Origin of the sequence: Collinsella sp. AM29-10AC (assembly GCF_003469085.1) — a bacterium.
In the GTDB taxonomy this organism is placed as follows: Bacteria; Actinomycetota; Coriobacteriia; order Coriobacteriales; family Coriobacteriaceae; genus Collinsella.
This window is the reverse complement of the sequence record NZ_QSKB01000028.1, coordinates 18,767-34,712: the sequence shown is the minus strand read 5'-3', so window position 1 is coordinate 34,712 and position 15,946 is coordinate 18,767. Positions and strand designations below refer to the sequence as shown.

The 15,946-nt window shown below is 59.7% G+C and carries 14 protein-coding genes; 3 read left to right on the top strand and 11 right to left on the bottom strand.

Features of this window, described 5'->3' with window-relative positions; genetic code table 11:
- From DW754_RS09095 to DW754_RS09050, 10 genes are all read right to left on the bottom strand, one after another.
- On the bottom strand, positions 1 to 593 hold a 593-nt coding region (locus DW754_RS09095; RefSeq protein WP_147338934.1), incomplete at its 3' end, for a PTS sugar transporter subunit IIC.
- Between the two features lie 58 nt (positions 594 to 651).
- A complete protein-coding gene (locus tag DW754_RS09090) occupies positions 652 to 1,134 on the bottom strand; it encodes a PTS sugar transporter subunit IIB (protein WP_099432286.1) in 483 nt (160 codons plus the stop codon).
- Positions 1,135 to 1,191: 57 nt separating this feature from the next.
- Positions 1,192 to 1,611: a PTS sugar transporter subunit IIA gene (locus DW754_RS09085; RefSeq protein ID WP_117759929.1), complete on the bottom strand. Its 420-nt coding sequence runs from the start codon at positions 1,609 to 1,611 to the stop codon at positions 1,192 to 1,194.
- Positions 1,612 to 1,657: 46 nt separating this feature from the next.
- A complete protein-coding gene (locus tag DW754_RS09080) occupies positions 1,658 to 2,719 on the bottom strand; it encodes an SIS domain-containing protein (RefSeq protein ID WP_117833494.1) in 1,062 nt (353 codons plus the stop codon).
- 60 nt (positions 2,720 to 2,779) lie between these two features.
- A complete protein-coding gene (locus DW754_RS09075; protein WP_117759369.1) occupies positions 2,780 to 3,895 on the bottom strand; it encodes an SIS domain-containing protein in 1,116 nt (371 codons plus the stop codon).
- Between the two features lie 194 nt (positions 3,896 to 4,089).
- On the bottom strand, positions 4,090 to 4,803 hold the full coding sequence (locus DW754_RS09070) for a GntR family transcriptional regulator (protein WP_117638248.1): 714 nt from the start codon (positions 4,801 to 4,803) through the stop codon (positions 4,090 to 4,092).
- Positions 4,788 to 5,555 carry a GntR family transcriptional regulator gene (locus DW754_RS09065; RefSeq protein WP_117759371.1) on the bottom strand — a complete coding sequence of 256 codons (768 nt, stop codon included), beginning with the start codon at positions 5,553 to 5,555 and terminating at the stop codon, positions 4,788 to 4,790. Before DW754_RS09065 ends, DW754_RS09070 begins: the two co-directional genes overlap by 16 nt.
- Positions 5,556 to 5,593: 38 nt before the next feature.
- Positions 5,594 to 6,082: a hypothetical protein gene (locus DW754_RS09060; protein ID WP_117759373.1), complete on the bottom strand. Its 489-nt coding sequence runs from the start codon at positions 6,080 to 6,082 to the stop codon at positions 5,594 to 5,596.
- Between the two features lie 419 nt (positions 6,083 to 6,501).
- Positions 6,502 to 9,030 (bottom strand): phosphoketolase, encoded by a 2,529-nt coding sequence (locus tag DW754_RS09055; RefSeq protein WP_117759375.1) that lies wholly within the window; start codon positions 9,028 to 9,030, stop codon positions 6,502 to 6,504.
- A 204-nt stretch (positions 9,031 to 9,234) separates the two neighbouring features.
- Entirely contained in the window at positions 9,235 to 10,263 is a 1,029-nt protein-coding gene (locus DW754_RS09050; RefSeq protein WP_089573627.1) for a LacI family DNA-binding transcriptional regulator, read from the bottom strand.
- Between the two features lie 183 nt (positions 10,264 to 10,446).
- On the opposite strand from DW754_RS09050, the gene murB reads away from it, so the two are divergent.
- Positions 10,447 to 11,409 (top strand): UDP-N-acetylmuramate dehydrogenase, encoded by a 963-nt coding sequence (murB, locus tag DW754_RS09045; RefSeq protein ID WP_117759377.1) that lies wholly within the window; start codon positions 10,447 to 10,449, stop codon positions 11,407 to 11,409.
- A 219-nt stretch (positions 11,410 to 11,628) separates the two neighbouring features.
- Here the strand turns inward: murB and DW754_RS09040 are convergent, their stop codons facing one another.
- Entirely contained in the window at positions 11,629 to 12,837 is a 1,209-nt protein-coding gene (locus DW754_RS09040) for a hypothetical protein (RefSeq protein ID WP_117759379.1), read from the bottom strand.
- Positions 12,838 to 13,104: 267 nt separating this feature from the next.
- Between DW754_RS09040 and galE the strand changes: the two genes are divergently transcribed.
- Entirely contained in the window at positions 13,105 to 14,166 is a 1,062-nt protein-coding gene (gene galE, locus DW754_RS09035; RefSeq protein ID WP_117759381.1) for a UDP-glucose 4-epimerase GalE, read from the top strand.
- Between the two features lie 208 nt (positions 14,167 to 14,374).
- Complete coding sequence (malQ, locus tag DW754_RS09030; RefSeq protein WP_233508923.1) at positions 14,375 to 15,892, top strand: 4-alpha-glucanotransferase; 1,518 nt, start codon at positions 14,375 to 14,377, stop codon at positions 15,890 to 15,892.
- The last annotated feature ends 54 nt before the right edge of the window (positions 15,893 to 15,946 follow it).

The following is a 15,946-nucleotide window of genomic DNA, read 5'->3' as shown; positions in this document are numbered from 1 at the left end:
AGCACCAGGCGGCCGAGCATGGCGAAGCCCATGGCCGGCAGGATGTTGGCGGCCACGCCAAAGCCAGCAAGGACAAAGGGCGGGATGAAGTCGAGCATGCCCTGGATAGCGTCAGCACCCAGATAGAACGACAGCGAGCACAGCAGGAACGCCATGATGACACCGGTGGAACCGATCAGGAAGTGCATCGCATAGACACCCTTAAGGTTGCCCTGGCTGGAGAAGACATCAGCGCGGTCAACCAGAATCGGCAGGGCGGCGTTGAGGATGTTCTTGATGGCAAGGCACAGCGTGGCGATGGGCATGGCAAGCGCGATGGCTGCCTCGGAGCTCTGGCCCAGCTGGATAGCGAAGGCACAGGCAAGCACGCCGCCGATCGTCTCATCAGGCGGCACGTAGGCGCCGATGGAGATCGAGCCCATGAACAGCAGCTCCAGGCTCGCACCGATCGCGAGGCCGGACTGCAGGTCCCCCAGCACCAGACCCACGAGCGGGCACAGGACGATGGGGCGGAACGCATAGAGCGTACCGAGCTGGCAGTCGAACTTACCAAATGCGGCGATAAGTCCGATGAGGATTGCTTGGGTAAGCATACATCCCCCTTTCCATATAGGACACTACGAAGAGCTCAGACTCTTCGAATTTAAACGCCTAGAGCACGCTGGCGCAGTCAACCTTGGGGTCATCGGCCAGGGGTCGAATCTCGACCTCGACGCCACGATCCAGCATCTCGCGCACATCGGCTTCCTCGGCCGCGGTCAGGAAGATCTGACGAGAGACCTGACGAGCGTCGGGACGCTTCTCGTCCTTGGGCTTGGTGTTGCCCAGGTTGACCGACTTGATCTGCGGGCAGCCCTCAACAAGCTGCTTTGCCTCAGCGATAGTGGCGACGCAGATGATCATCTTGTACTTGTCGGTCACGCCCGAGTTGATAGCTTCGATTGCATGCTCCATATCTTTGATGACGAGCTTGCAGCCGGCAGGCTTGCCCATCTTGAGCGTCGTCTTCCACACCGGATCGTTGGCGACCTTATCGCCAACGCAAAAAATGCAGTTGGAGCCAAGGCCCTGAACCCAGGAAACTGCGACCTGGCCATGAAGCAGGCGATGGTCAACGCGAAGTAGCTGAATCATAATGTGACCCCCCAAAGGTCTTGCGCCGTCTTACGGCATGTCAATAAGTGCTGCGGATTAGAACTCTTCTTCCTCGTCGTCATCGACCAATAGGTCGTTGACAAACTTCACGCGCGTATCGTCCGCAGCGACGATGGCGCGAATCGTCTCCTCAACCGGCGCCGACTCGTCAGAGAACAGCAGCTGGATGAGCAGAGGAAGGTTCATGTTGGTAACGAGATACGTGCGGGGACGCGTCTGGACAATCTTGGTGAACTCGTTATTGACGCTGCCGCCAAAGAGATCGGTGCAGACAACGACATCATCGTCGGCAGACATGCCCGCCAGCAGTTTTTGGGCCTCCTCGGCCACGTCCATGCGGTCATCGACGAACATCGAAAGATCGTGGACGTTGTCGCGCGCGCCCGAGAGCAGCTCGACGCTCTCCTTGATGCCGGTAGCGAAGTGCGCATGGCTGGCGATGATGTACTGTCTCATTCTGTGTTCCTCTCAATAGCCCGGCACGTTCCCGCACCCGTTTTCTTTAGTAGTCGAACTGGTGATAGTAGCGACGATACTTGAGGTTGTGCTTGGTGACCGTCTCGTAGTAGCGAGCCAGGCGGTCGGTCACGAGCACCGTCAGAATCCACGGGGAGACGATGACGCGGAACTCGTCGTCAAGGCCGGGGATCGCGAACTCGGCGGTGTCGATGATGTTGATGTCGGTGTCGCCGGTCACGCCGCGGGTCAGGAACGCGCGGACGCGCTCGTCGAGCTTGCGGTTCTCGTCCTCGCCCATGAACAGGAACACGGGGACGCCGGGCTCCACGAGCTCGAGGGTGCCGTGGAAGAAGTCGGCCGAGGTGATGTAGCGGGTGCGCTTCCACTGCATCTCCTCCAGGATGCACATCGAGAACAGGATCGTCTCGCCCCACAGGGCGCCGGAGCCGATGAACATGGTGTAGGGGGCCAGGGCGTACTTCTTGGCGAGCTCCTCGGCGCGCGGCTCGAAGCGCTTGCGGATATCGAGCATGTCCTTCCAGATGTCCTTGGTCTGCTCGATAAACAGGTCGAACTTGGGGAAGCAGCCACGGCGGTTGAGCAGGCGCAGGCCGAAGCAGTCGGCGAGGTAGTAGCCCTTCTCGCAGCCGCCCGAACCATGGTCAGAAGCCATGGCGACGCAGTTCTCGGCGCCGACAGCCTGGCCGATGGGGCCCTCGGGCTTGGTCATGGCGTAGACGCGTACGCCCATCTCCTTCATCTTCTTGACGGCCTCGAGGACCTCGGGGGTGGTGCCGGACTCGGAGGCGGTGAGCACGACGGACTTCTCGGTCATGCGCTTGTGGCCCATGACGTTCCACTCGGCGGCGTGGATCAGGTAGACCTCGAGGTCGCGGTCGCCGAACTTGTTCATGAGGTACTCGAGCTGCATGAGCTCGTCCCAGGTGCCGCCGACGCCCATCAGGAACACGGCGTCGTAGCCCTCGTCGGCGACCTTGTCGGCGAGGGCGGTCATCTTCTTGCCGGTCTCGTAGAGCGCCTTGCCGTCCTCGAGGTAGCCCTCCTGGTCGAAATGCATGATCTCGATCTTCTCGGTTTCCTTCATTTGCTTCTCCTTTCTGGGGTTGTCTCCACATCCCCCATGCCAACGGGCATCAAAGCCCGCTTACATTCCGTAACACTCGGCCGCTTTGGCCTTAAGCGCATTGACCGACTCTTCGTAGCCCTCCGCCTTAACCTCCATCTGTTTGGAGACGGCATCGAGATACGGGTGCACGTCCCATGACTTCAGACGCTCGGCGATTATGGCCGCAATCGTCTGGAAGAACACCAGATTGGGAATTGCGCTGAGCAGCGGAGCCACCTGAGGCACCGCCACCTCGTGAGCTCTACCCCTGGGATGGGCCGTGAGCAGCACCGTTTTTGTCGTAACGTTCGATAGCGCATCGGCGATATTCGCAAGACGCTCCGACCCCTGCGGATCGTCGACAATAAACACCAGATAACCCGGAACAATCTGCATCTCAGGACCGTGGACGAACTCCTCGCCCTCGTGATGCATGGCAGGAATCTTGATGGTCTCGCTCAGCTTGAGGGCCGCCTCTTCGGCAACGCCATAGTTGGGGCCGTTGCCGACGACCATGGCGGGCATGTGCTCAGAAAGCTCGAGCATGTGGTCTTGGACATATGCCTCGGCGATCTTGCACATCACGGCATTGGCCTGGATAGCCTCGCGCAGGTCGTCAAGACGCTGGGCAACGCCCTTGGCGTCAATCGTTCCGCGCGCCTGACCACAGTAAATACCAAAGAGCACCAGGTACTCAACGAGAACCTCGACGCCCTGAGTCACAAAGTCCACCGACTCGACACCCACACCGTAGTCAAGAACGATGTCAGCGTGTTCCCTGATGGGTGCCTCGACGTTTGCCGTGAGCGCAACTGCAGCCATATCGTGCGCGCGCATGTAATCGAGCGCCGCGATCGTATTGGTCGAATAGCCGCTCTGCGAAACGGCAATGTTGAGCGCATGCTGCGGATAGGTGTGTTCAAAATCGACGAAGGCCTCGGGCGTCACAACGGACACCTGCATTTGCAGGGTATCTTGCAGGTAATCGCGGGCGCAATCGGCGGCATGGCGCGACGAACCCGAAGCAACGATGCGCAGCGCGTCAAAAGAACCGGACTGGAAAATATCAACGAGCTGCGCTACCAGCTCAGACGAACGCTCGAGGTTCTCTCCCATACGCACATGGGCAAGCTGAACGTAATCGAGCATCTTCATCGTCTCACCTCGTAACAAATCATTAGTATTTGATACCAATCACAGTTACAGGTTACGGCTTTTTGATACCTTTTTGTCGATTAATTTGTCCCCATCGGCGAACGGTCGATTTTGAGCCATGTAAGGTCGTATATGCAGTCTGCTCAACAAATCAAAATTCCGTCAGCTTTTCAGCCCGTTATGCAAAAAACCAGCTAGTACGTATAGGTATATCCACCCGCATCACCGCGGTTAAACGACTTGACGTACTCGATCGCCTGGCCGCTCGCATCGAAGCTCACGCACTCAAGCGTCAAGGCAAGATCGCCCTGCTCCAGTCCAAGCAGGCCGGCATCTCGCGCGCCCAGCGCTTCGATATCGAGCTTTTCCTGTGCCATGACCGGCTTTCGGCCCAACATCTCATAGGTCTCGTACAAACTGAAGACCGACACGTCAATATCTTCGATTGTGGGAAACAGCAGGCACGGGATGAACGCCATCTCAATCGATACGGGATCGCCGTTGACGCAGTTCAAACGCCGAATCGAATACAGTAAATCGTCCTCGGCAATGCCAAACAGGTTGGCATAATATGGACCCGCATAACGCTTGGAACGCGCGAGGATGCGGACGGACGGCTCGCCGCCCGAAGCACGAACCGATTCGCGAAAGCCTCCCGTTCGCTCGTAGGCAACGGGCACTTTCTGTGCCACAAACGCGCCCTTTCCGCGGACGCGTCGAATCTGCCCACGCCGAACCAGCTCATCGACAGCGCTTCGGATGGTCAAGCGCGTCGTACCAAATTCCTCGGCGAGGTCTTTTTCGGACGGGATCATGGAACCCGTGGGATATATACCGCGCTCGATACGCTCCTCGATGCGGCGTCGAATGCGCATATAAACCGGGGTGGCATCTACTGTTTCAGCCATTGTTCACCTGCCACGCTCCTCATGCCGTTCTTTTCACCGTTATCGGCAAAGCGGAACTTTGTGGGCAAAATCACCGATTTGCAATGCTCCACAAAACGCATGTCCTTATCAAATTCTATCGTGCTCTCATAGAACACCGGCGTTCCCTCTTCTTGCTGGAGTAACTCGGCCTCTTCGGCGTTCAAACGCGAGATGGAGATATGCTCACGTCCATGCTCAACGCGCACGCCACCTTCTTTGAGCAAGACATCGTAAAGGCTCTCACACTCAAAATCGTGATCGGGAAGCGAGGGGCACAGGGACAGGTTAACGTGAGCCGTCTCGATTGACGCCGGCTCGCCCTCAATAAGTCGAACACGCTGCATGCGGAGCAAAGGAGCGCCTACAGCAACCCCAAGCTTGTCGGCAAGCGCCTCATCCGCCTCGATGGCCACGGTGGAAACCAGACGAGAAGAGGGGTGCAGGCCGGCAGTCCGCACAGCATCGGAAAAGTTATACGTTTCCTGAAAGATATTGAGCGGTTTGGGAGGACACACATACGTACCCGATCCGCGACGGCTCTCGAGCGTTCCACACGAGATGAGCCGCGTGATACCGGCGCGCAACGCCGTACGCGAAACGCCAATCTCTTCGCACAGCACGCGCTCGGCCGGCAGGCGATCGCCGCCGGCAAGCTGATGGTGCTGGATATACCAAAGAATCCCCTCAACAGCACGATCTTTGGGGGGAATTGCATAAGATTCGCCTGCCATTGCACAGACTCCTCGTTCAGAAACGTATGTCGCCAAAATTAGGCCAGACCACCCATGGCATCAAATTCGGCCTTGATCTTCTCGGCGACATTCCGATACGACTTATACAGGCTTGAATCGCGTTTGACTTCATCGGTCATAACGGGAATCTCTAGTTTGGAAACCTCGTCTTTTCCCGTCTGAACCGCCACAACAACGCCCATACCAAGACACATATTACGCTTGGCTGCGTTCATTTTTGCCGCCTTAGCGGGATTTGCCAGAATACGCTGGGCAAATTCCTGTTTAGAGACCGCTTCATCGGCCTCCGGATCGCCCGCCTCGGCCACTTCGCACTGCAACACGTCCGCATAGTCAAAAATCTTCGGCTCGCTGCCGCGCTGATGTACGGCCCACTTGCGACGCGTGGCATCCTGGTAGATAGCCGGCAAAAACGTAAACCGCGGCGGGTCCAAAATCGTATCCGTGATGGTAAACACATCGGGATCAAAGGCGTCCTGCGGGTTTTTCTTCTTGAACAGCCCCATATCAGCCTCCCGTACTAGCATTAAACAACTCAAGCTGAATATAGCACCAATTTCAAGCCGCCGCCTTACCCTATCGGTACGCGGCGTCTATGGCTCGCCCAGCGGAAAAGTTCACGGACGAGGGCCGGGGAGGCATACTTTGTTTTGAGAAGTGGGCTTCGCGAACTTCTCAAAACAAAGTATGCCTCCCCGGCCCCGGCAATGTAATCTTGGCTGATCCTAGTTGGATGCACAATCCACAAGGCAGCAACAGCCAAGTCCCCATTACATTAAAAAATATCAGCCCCCGCATATCGAAACGGTCGAGAGGGCCGCCTCCGGGCTGGTGCCCTTCCTCGGAGAAGTTCGCGAAGCCCACTTCTCAGAGGAAGGCACCCGCCCGGAGCAGGCCCCAGCGCGAGACCGTCCCGGATGCCTACCTACTCGTTGTCGCCCGCGGTCATCTGCGTTGCGGAGAGCGCGCCGTCGGCAGCGGTTGCGGCTGCGGCGTCGGGCCAGACCCAGTCGGTAAAGGCCGGGTGATCGAAGCCCTCGTCGCACGCGAACTCAAAGGCCTCGGTGCGGAAAGCCTCCCACTTATCAATCTGCTCGGCAAACTTATCGGCGTCGACCATGCGCAGCACGTCGGCGGCCAGAGCCCAGCGGTCCATGTTGTTCAGGCGCAGCATGTCGAACGGCGTGGTCGTGGAGCCTTTCTCCTCGTAGCCGTGGACGCGGAAGGCATCGTGGCCGGGGCGGTTCCAGATCAGACGGCGGATCGTGCCGGCATAGGCGTGGAATGCGAAGAGCACGGGCTTCTCGCCACAACCGAACAGCTCAGCCCAGCGCTCATCGCTGATGGCCTGGTCGTTCTCGCAGACGTTCTGAATCTTGAGCAGGTCGACCACGTTGACGAACCACACCTTAATGCCCAGCTCACGCAGCATGTCGGTTGCGGCCAGAGCCTCGAGCGTCGGCACGTCGCCGCACGCGGCGACCACGACGTCGGCCTCGGCGAGCGAGTCGGCAGTCGATGCCCACTCCCAAGTCGCGACGCCCTCGGCGAGCTCGGACTTGGCCTCGTCGACCGTCTGGAAGGTGGGGGCTGGCTGCTTGCCGCAGAAGATGGCGTTGACGCAGTCGATGGACTGGTAGACGCGCTCGGCAACGGCAAGCGCCATGTTGGCGTCGGCCGGATAGTAGGCATTCACGATATGCGTGTCGTTGGCCTTGTTGAGCAGCAGGTCGATAAAGCCGGGGTCCTGGTGCGAGAAGCCGTTGTGGTCCTGACGCCAGACATGGCTCGACAGCAAAATGTTGAGACCGCTAATGGGGGCACGCCACGGAATCTCGCGCTTGGTTGCCTCGAGCCACTTGCAGTGTTGGTTGACCATGGAGTCGACCACATGGACAAAGCTCTCGTAGGAGCTCCACACGCCGGAGCGGCCGGTGAGCACGTAGGCCTCGAGGAAGCCCTCGCACTGGTGCTCGGACAGCTGCTCGACAACCTTACCGGAACCGGCCAGCAGCTCGTCGTTGGCATCGTCCTCGTAAAAGCCGGCGTCCCACTGCTTCTTGGTCACCTTGTAGGCAGCCTGCAGGCGGTTGGACGCGGTCTCATCGGGACCGAAGATACGGAAATCGTCCATGTTCTTGGCCAGAACGTCGGCAGTGTACTCGCCAAAGACGCGGGCGGCCTCGGTGGAGCCCCAGCCGTGTCCCTTACTTGCGACGGGGATCTCGTGGGCGTGAATATCGGGGAGCTCGAGCTCGCGGCGCACCTTGCCGCCGTTTGCATTGGGGTTGGCGCCAATGCGCAGCTCACCGGTCGGCATAAAGGCCGTCACCTCGGGGCGCACCTTGCCCTCGGGCGTAAAGAGTTCCTCGGACTTGTAGGAGCGCAGCCACTCGCGCAGCACGCGGAAGTGCTCGTGAGTGTCCTTGGCACTCGCCAGCGGCACCTGATGCGCACGCCAGGAGTCCTCGGTCTTCTTGCCGTCGATCTGCTTGGGGCAAGTCCAGCCCTTGGGCGTACGGAACACGATCATGGGGTAGGCCGGACGGACCACGGTCTCGCCCGCCGCAGCCTGGGCCAAAGCGGTGGCCTTGATGTCGCAAATCTCATCGAAAACCTGCTCAAACAGGGCGGCAAAACGCGCATGAATGCTTGCATGGCTCTCGTCGTCAAAACCGGCGACAAAGAAATGCGGCTTGTAGCCCATGCCCTCAAAGAACTTGGTAAGCTCTTCGTCGGACACGCGGGCAAGGATGGTGGGGTTGGCGATCTTGTAGCCGTTGAGGTGCAGGATCGGCAGGACGATACCGTCGGTTGCCGGGTTCACGAGCTTGTTGGACTGCCAAGAAGTCGCGAGCGGACCGGTCTCGGACTCGCCGTCGCCCACTACGGCCACGGCCAACAGGCTCGGGTTGTCCATGACGGCGCCGTAGGCATGGCTGAGCGTGTAGCCGAGCTCGCCGCCCTCGTGGATGGAGCCGGGCGTCTCGGGCGCAAAGTGGCTCGGGATGCCGCCGGGATAAGAAAACTGGCGGAAGAACTTCTGCAGACCAGCCTCGTCATTGGTGATGTCGGGGCGGATCTCACGGTAGGTGCCATCGAGCAGCGACTGGGCGGTGCCGGCAGGGCCACCGTGGCCCGGACCCATCAGGAAGATGGCGTTCTGGTTGTGGTCGGCGATGAGACGGTTGACATGACCGAACAGGAAGTTGATGCCAGGCGTGGTGCCCCAGTGACCGACCAAGCGGTGCTTAACGTCCGGGCGACCAAAGTCGCGCACCTCACCGGTTTTCTCATCGACAAAGTCGGTGCGCATCAGCGGGTTAGAGCGAAGGTAGATCTGACCGACGGACAGATAGTTCGATGCGCGCCAATACAGATCGACGCCCTCGAGCTCGGAAGCCGGCACCTCGTGTCCCAGCTTTTGCCACGGCGTCCCCAGTGTTTTAGCCATTGTTTATGTCCCTTCGCTGTGCGGTCACCCTCCGATACGGCAACCATTCGTTGGGACTAGTATATTTGCTAAAACGTTTTATCATGGTGAAAAAACGTTTTATCACCCTTATCAATCCCATCGATCAACAAAACGCGACATTCACCTGCGGCGTTGACTATCACAGGTACTCCACATTCGGTCTCTGCAAATTGATAAACGTGTTTAGTTGTGTTTAGTAAGCTCGAGCACGCTGTCCTTAACGATAAGCTCCGGCTCCAGAACGACCTCTTCGGCACGCCTGCCGCCCCTACCGGCAAGACGCTTGGACATGCAGCCAAAAGCATGCTCCGCAAGGACACCAGGGTCCTGCTCAATCGCGGTCAGCGCCGGCTCAAAGAGAACGTCGGCCGCCGAGTTGTCATAGCTTACGACCGAGATATCGCCTGGGATGCTCTTCCCCATCTCGTGCAAGCGCTTGAGCAGACCGAGGGCAATGTTATCCGAGCTTGCGAACACGGCGGTGGCATCGGTTGCAAGCACCGCCTCCGAGGCCTCATAGGCACTCGGGATGTAATATTCGCTCTCAAACTCCAGGCGCGCGTCGATGGGCAGTCCCACCTCGCGCAGCGCGCGCTCGTAACCGGCGAGTCGTTTGCGACCCGTATTGGAGCGACGCGCGTTAACCAGACAGGCGATGCGACGGTGGCCTTGCTCGATCAGATAGCGGGTGGCCATGTAGCCGCCCATCTCGTGGTCGAACATCACCTTGTCGCACTCGAGGCCCTCAATGGCGCGGTCGACCATCACGGCAGGGATGGGCAGATGGCTCACTTCCTCGCGCAGGGCGCGATCGTCGGAGAACTCGTCACCCACTACCAGAAAGACGCCGTCGACGCCGCGCGTCACCAGCTGGCGCAGCAGTTCCAGATCGTCATCGGCGCTTCCACCCGAGCTGGTAATAAAGAGCGCGTAACCGTCCTCGCGGCAGCGCTTTTCCAAGCTGCCGGCGAGCGAGGCAAAAAAGCGGCTCTCGATATTGGGAACGATAAGGCCCAGTGTGCGCGACTCGCGCATGACCAGGCTGCGCGCGATCTGGTTAGGAACATAGTGGTTGCGCGCCGCAACCTCCTTGATAAGCTTGCGGTTTTCTTCCGAGATGCGACAGGGCCGATTATTGAGAACAAGCGAGACCGACGAAGGGGAAAGCCCCACCTCCTGGGCGATCTGCTTGAGGGTGACTTTGTTGGCCATCTCGCTCCTTCCGAGTTTACGCGCAATCTCTTGAAAGTATAGCGACTGCCCATCTACCTCGGTGATAAACACTTTACCAATCCGGTGGACGGCTGTTTTATCGCCGTCAGCGCACCAAATCCGTCCAGGTGGGGTATATTGCAATCGATTTATGACAACAACCACCAAAAGGCGGATATTCGCATGCACGAGAACGACTTTTTTAACGAGGACCTGCTCTGCGCGCTCGCCGGCGTTGCCGGCGAGGACAACGTACTCATGAGCGAGCCCATGCGCGAGCACACCACGTTTAAGATCGGCGGCCCGGCCGACGTCTTTGTCACGCCCGATACAGAGCAGGGCCTCGTCGCCACACTCGATACCTGCTATCGCTGCGACCTGCCCCTCACCATCGTGGGCAACGGCTCCGACCTGCTCGTCGGCGACAAAGGCATCCGCGGCGTCGTCGTGGCACTGGGCGAAGGCCTCTCCAACATCACCGTCGATGGCACGCACGTCACGGCGGCAGCCGGCGCCCTGCTTTCCGATGTCGCCGCGGCAGCAGCCGAGGCCGGTCTCACCGGCATGGAGCCCATCTCGGGCATCCCCGGATCGGTCGGCGGCGCCTGCTACATGAACGCCGGTGCCTACGGTGCCTGCATGGCCGATGTGCTGGGGTCTGTGCGCGTCTACAAGCCCGCCCGCATGCTCGACGACGGCACCCGCGGTAGCGGCAGCATTATCGAGTTCGATGTCGATGAGCTCAACCTGGGCTATCGCAAGAGCCGCATTGCCGACGACGGTTTCATCGTGCTTTCGGCCACTTTCAATCTCGCCCCGGGCAACGCCGCGATGATCAAGGCCGACATGGACGACTACCGCCAGCGCCGCGAGGACAAGCAGCCGCTCGACATGCCGAGTGCCGGCTCCACCTTCAAGCGCCCCGAGGGCCACTTTGCCGGCAAGCTCATCATGGACGCCGGCCTGCGAGGACACGCCATTGGCGGCGCGCAGGTGAGCGAAAAGCACTGCGGCTTCATCGTCAACGCCGACCACGCCACCGCCGCCGATGTCGACGAACTCATCCGCCACATCCAAACAACCGTCAAAGACCAATTCGACGTGGACCTCGAACCCGAAGTCCACCGAGTAGGCGAATTCCTCTAAACAAAGAAGGCCCCGAAAGGGGCCTTCGCCATCTTTATATCAGACAACCAGTCCGGTGTATCGCGCTCAGGACCCGAGAGGGCCGGGACAGTCCGAGAGGCATAAGGTTGATCGCGAGTTCCGCACGAGCCGGAGAGCACTTAATGTGCTCTCCGTGCGAGCAGGACTGCCCGAGCAGGCAACCTTATGCCTCTCGGACTGTCCCGGACCAAACCGCAGCTACGACAGCGCAATACCGCCAAGCCAGCCCCAGCGCACGCCAGAGCCAGTGCCGTAGAACCCAATGAACGAGTCAAGCGACCTCGACGTGATGGCGCCCTCGTTACTCATAACGATGCCGCCGCCAACATAGATGCCCACGTGGCCATAGATCAGACCCGGTATGCCGGTACCGCTATGCGATGAGTCGGCAACAATCATGCCCACCTGCAGCGCCGAGCGGTCGGAGCTATAGCACCAGGCGTTAAACATATCGCACGCGTTACCGCCAAAGTAGCCAACGCCGGCCTTACGGAAGACATTGGTAACCCACGCCGCGCACCAGTTCTGACCCGGCGAAGGCGTGGAGTAGCACGCGTTGACGACGGCCTGCTGCTTGCCCGAGCCGGCATTCTGCTGCGGAGTTCCGGGCGCATACGATCCACCGCCCGAGCTCGAACCACCCGAGTAGGAATTGTTCTTGTTCGCGGCGGCCGCGGCAGCGGAGGCGGCTTTCTTGGCAGCTTCCTCGGCCTGGGCGGCAGCGAGAATCTCTGAATCGCGCTGAGCCATGAGCTCCTTGACGTCGTCGGAAAGACCGCTCAGCACGGTCTGGACCTCTTGCTGCTTGGCCTGCATATCCTGCATCTGGGCAGTCTGCTGGTCCTTGAGCTTCTCCAAGTCGGCCTTCTGCGACTCGAGCTCGGTCTTTTGCGCATCGAGCTCTTCCTGGATGGTCTGAATGTCCTCGATGGCGTCGCGGTCGCTCTTGTTGATCTTCTCAACATAGTGCGCATTGGCGACGAGCTCCTCAAACGAACCCGAGGCGAGCAGCAGCGACAGGATGTTGGTGCCGCCCGACTTATAGCTGGCGGAAACGCGATCGGAAAGATCGTCGCGCTTCTTTTTGAGCTCGGCCTTCTTTTCGTCAATCTGCGCCTGCGTACTGTCAATCTGGCCCTGTACGCCCTCGATATCGTTGAGGGTCTGGGCGTTCTTGTTGGCCAGCGCCGCGTATTCATTTGCGATGCTGTCGAGCTGGGCCTGGACCTCGTCAAGCTGAGCCTGGGCCGCATTGAGTTTGTCGGTGGTTTCCTTGGTGGCCTCCGCAGCATGGGCGCGAGCGGGCAGACCAAAAAGAACGGCTGCAGAAGCTGCGCCGAACAGGGCCTTGAGGGCAGTGCGACGCGAAAGCTCCTGGGAAAGGATGGAATCGCTGTTTGGTGACATATCTACTCCGTTACATGTTTATTTATATGTCGCTCAACTCATACATATTAGCGTACATCCGGCGCATCCCAACGATTTCCACGAACGGCAGCAAACCGTATGGTCGGCGGCTCGTATGCAAACGTCAAAGTCAAGGTTATGCCCACGCCAAACATTTCCATGAGTACGTTAGCATGCTCATCTGCTTTTCCTGCCGCGCACGTTCTTGGTACCCCTGCCTGCGCTATACTCCCCACAAGAAGTGTTCCTGATTCGATAGGAGACTACATGTCCAAAGCACTCGACCCCAAAGACACCTGCGTCCTCGTTACCGGTGGCGCCGGCTTTATCGGCTCGCACACCGTCGTTCAGCTGCTCGAGGGCGGCTATCAGGTCGTCATCGTCGACGACCTCTCCAACTCCAGCGCCGTCGCCGTCGACCGCGTCAAGACCATCGTGGGCGAAGAGGCTGCCAAAAACCTCACCTTCTACGAGGCCAACGTGCTCGACCGCGAGGCCATGAACAAGATCTTCGACACCCATCAGATCGACCGCGTCATCCACTTTGCCGGCTTTAAGGCCGTCGGCGAGTCGGTGAGCAAGCCCGTCGAGTACTACCACAACAACATCGAAAACACCCTGGTGCTCATCGACGTCATGCGCAACCATGGCTGCAAGTCCATCATCTTCTCGAGCTCCTCGACCGTCTACGGCGACCCGGACAACCCGCCCGTCACCGAGGAGGATCCTAAGAAGCCCGCGACCAACCCCTATGGTTGGACCAAGTGGATGATCGAGCAGATCCTTATGGACGTCCACACCGCCGACCCCGAGTGGGACGTCGTGCTGCTCCGCTACTTCAACCCCATCGGCGCCCATCCGTCGGGCCTGATCGGCGAGGACCCCAAGGGCATCCCCAACAACCTGGTGCCCTATGTCGCGCAGGTTGCCGTGGGCAAGCTCGAGGCCGTTCAGGTCTTTGGCAATGACTACCCCACTCCCGACGGCACGGGCGTGCGCGACTATATCCACGTTTGCGACCTGGCCTCGGGCCACGTTGCCGCCCTCAACTGGATGAACGGCAAGACCGGCGTCGAGATCTTTAACCTGGGCACCGGCACCGGCACCTCGGTGCTCGAGGTCATCGCCGCCTTCTCCAAGGCCTGCGGCAAGGAGCTGCCCTATGTGATTCGCGAGCGCCGCGCCGGCGATATCGCCGCCAACTGGTGCGATGCCTCCAAGGCCGAGCGCATGATGGGCTGGAAGGCCCAGTACGACATCGCGGATATGTGCCGCGATAGCTGGAACTGGCAGAGCCACAACCCCAACGGCTTCGCCGACGCTGAGTAGCAAAAACCTACATACCGCTCTTGCCCCGATCTCACGTTGTGAGGTCGGGGCTTTTTCACGGCATGTAACCATTCGCCGAAAATCGACCAACTTTTATATCTTGCCTGTACATGTTTAAACAACATGTTTTACAATAGGCATATCGAATCAGAACATCGGAGGCGGACTGCACACCCATCGGCAGGCCGACCCCACAACAAGAAGGTTGGTGAGCGCATTCATGGAGCGTGCAAGCGGCGTCCTCATGCCCGTCTCATCTCTGCCCGGACCATACGGAATCGGCGGCTTTGGCTGGAATGCCTACGACTTCGTCGATTTTCTCGCCTCGTGCAAACAACATTACTGGCAGATTCTGCCCCTTACGACGACCAGCTATGGCGATTCGCCCTACCAGTCGTTCTCGGCCCGCGCGGGCAACCCTAACTTCATTGACTTTGCCGAGCTTATCGAGGCAGGTTACCTGGAGCAGCGCGATATCGACGGCGTATACCTGGGCGCTGACCCCAGCAATGTCGACTATGGCGCCATCTTTGGTGGCCGTCGTCAGATTCTCGACCGCGCCGCCGAGCGCTTTGCCGCCGACAAGCCGGCCGACTTCGACGACTTTGTCCAAACCAACGAAGACTGGCTCATCCCCTACTGCGAGTTTATGACCGTGAAGGAGGAGTGCGGGCTCAAGGCATTTTGGGAGTGGCCCGCAGAGCTTCGTACCCGCGGTGAGGCCTCTGCCAAGGTCTGCGCCGCCCATCCCGCGCGCATGCTCTACCACCAGATGACGCAATACTTCTTCGATCGTCAGTGGAGCCGCCTCAAGGCCTATGCCAACGAGCGCGACATCCTGATCATCGGCGACCTGCCCATCTATGTCTCACGCGACTCCGTCGAGATGTGGGCCACGCCCGAGCTCTTTAAGATCGACGCCGCCGGTAATCCTGTGAGTGTCGCCGGCACGCCGCCCGACCAGTTCTCTGCCACCGGCCAGTACTGGGGCAATCCCATCTACGACTGGGACGCCATGGAGTCGGACGGTTTCTCCTGGTGGGAGGGCCGCATCCGCGCCGCCCTCGACATGTACGATGTCATCCGCCTGGATCACTTCCGCGGCTTCGAGGCCTATTGGGAGGTGCCGTTCTCCTCACCCGATTCGTCCTACGGTTCGTGGACGCAGGGCCCCGGCCTCAAGTTCTTCAAGACGCTCGAGGAAAAGCTCGGCACGCTGCCCATCATCGCCGAAGACCTGGGCTTCCTCACCCCCGGCGTCATCGACATGCGCGACAACTCGGGCTTCCCCGGCATGAAGATCTTGCAGTTTGCCTTTGAGGGCACCAACTCGTACTACCTGCCGCACAACTACATTGCCAACACCGTCGCCTATGTGGGCACACACGACAACGAGACGGCGCGCGGTTGGTTTGAGGGAACGGCCACCCCGCGTCAGCGCGAGCAGGCGGCCCTGTACACCCATCAGCAGGCCGGCGAACCCATGGCAGATGCACTCAATCGCACCATCGCCGCCAGCGTAAGCGACACGTGCATCTACACCATGCAGGACCTGCTCAACTTGGGCAATGAGGCGCGCATCAACACCCCTGCCACGCTGGGCGGCAACTGGACCTGGCGCATGCTCGATGGCGCCATCACCCGCGAGCTCGAGCATAAACTCACCGACTGGACCGAGACCTACTTCCGCATCCCATCGGAAGCCGAAATCGAGCTTCCTCAATAGGAGCCACCGCGCCCGACCCCACCCCACCGTGCGGACGCGACCGCTTTTCCCGCG

Bases quoted from the DNA above. Each gene is read 5' to 3' on its own strand.
- DW754_RS09090 (WP_099432286.1), bottom strand. From the start codon at position 1,134: ATGATTCAGCTACTTCGCGTTGACCATCGCCTGCTTCATGGCCAGGTC.
- DW754_RS09085 (WP_117759929.1), bottom strand. From the start codon at position 1,611: ATGAGACAGTACATCATCGCCAGCCATGCGCACTTCGCTACCGGCATC.
- DW754_RS09080 (WP_117833494.1), bottom strand. From the start codon at position 2,719: ATGAAGGAAACCGAGAAGATCGAGATCATGCATTTCGACCAGGAGGGC.
- DW754_RS09075 (WP_117759369.1), bottom strand. From the start codon at position 3,895: ATGAAGATGCTCGATTACGTTCAGCTTGCCCATGTGCGTATGGGAGAG.
- DW754_RS09070 (WP_117638248.1), bottom strand. From the start codon at position 4,803: ATGGCTGAAACAGTAGATGCCACCCCGGTTTATATGCGCATTCGACGC.
- DW754_RS09065 (WP_117759371.1), bottom strand. From the start codon at position 5,555: ATGGCAGGCGAATCTTATGCAATTCCCCCCAAAGATCGTGCTGTTGAG.
- DW754_RS09060 (WP_117759373.1), bottom strand. From the start codon at position 6,082: ATGGGGCTGTTCAAGAAGAAAAACCCGCAGGACGCCTTTGATCCCGAT.
- DW754_RS09055 (WP_117759375.1), bottom strand. From the start codon at position 9,030: ATGGCTAAAACACTGGGGACGCCGTGGCAAAAGCTGGGACACGAGGTG.
- DW754_RS09050 (WP_089573627.1), bottom strand. From the start codon at position 10,263: ATGGCCAACAAAGTCACCCTCAAGCAGATCGCCCAGGAGGTGGGGCTT.
- murB (WP_117759377.1), top strand. From the start codon at position 10,447: ATGCACGAGAACGACTTTTTTAACGAGGACCTGCTCTGCGCGCTCGCC.
- DW754_RS09040 (WP_117759379.1), bottom strand. From the start codon at position 12,837: ATGTCACCAAACAGCGATTCCATCCTTTCCCAGGAGCTTTCGCGTCGC.
- galE (WP_117759381.1), top strand. From the start codon at position 13,105: ATGTCCAAAGCACTCGACCCCAAAGACACCTGCGTCCTCGTTACCGGT.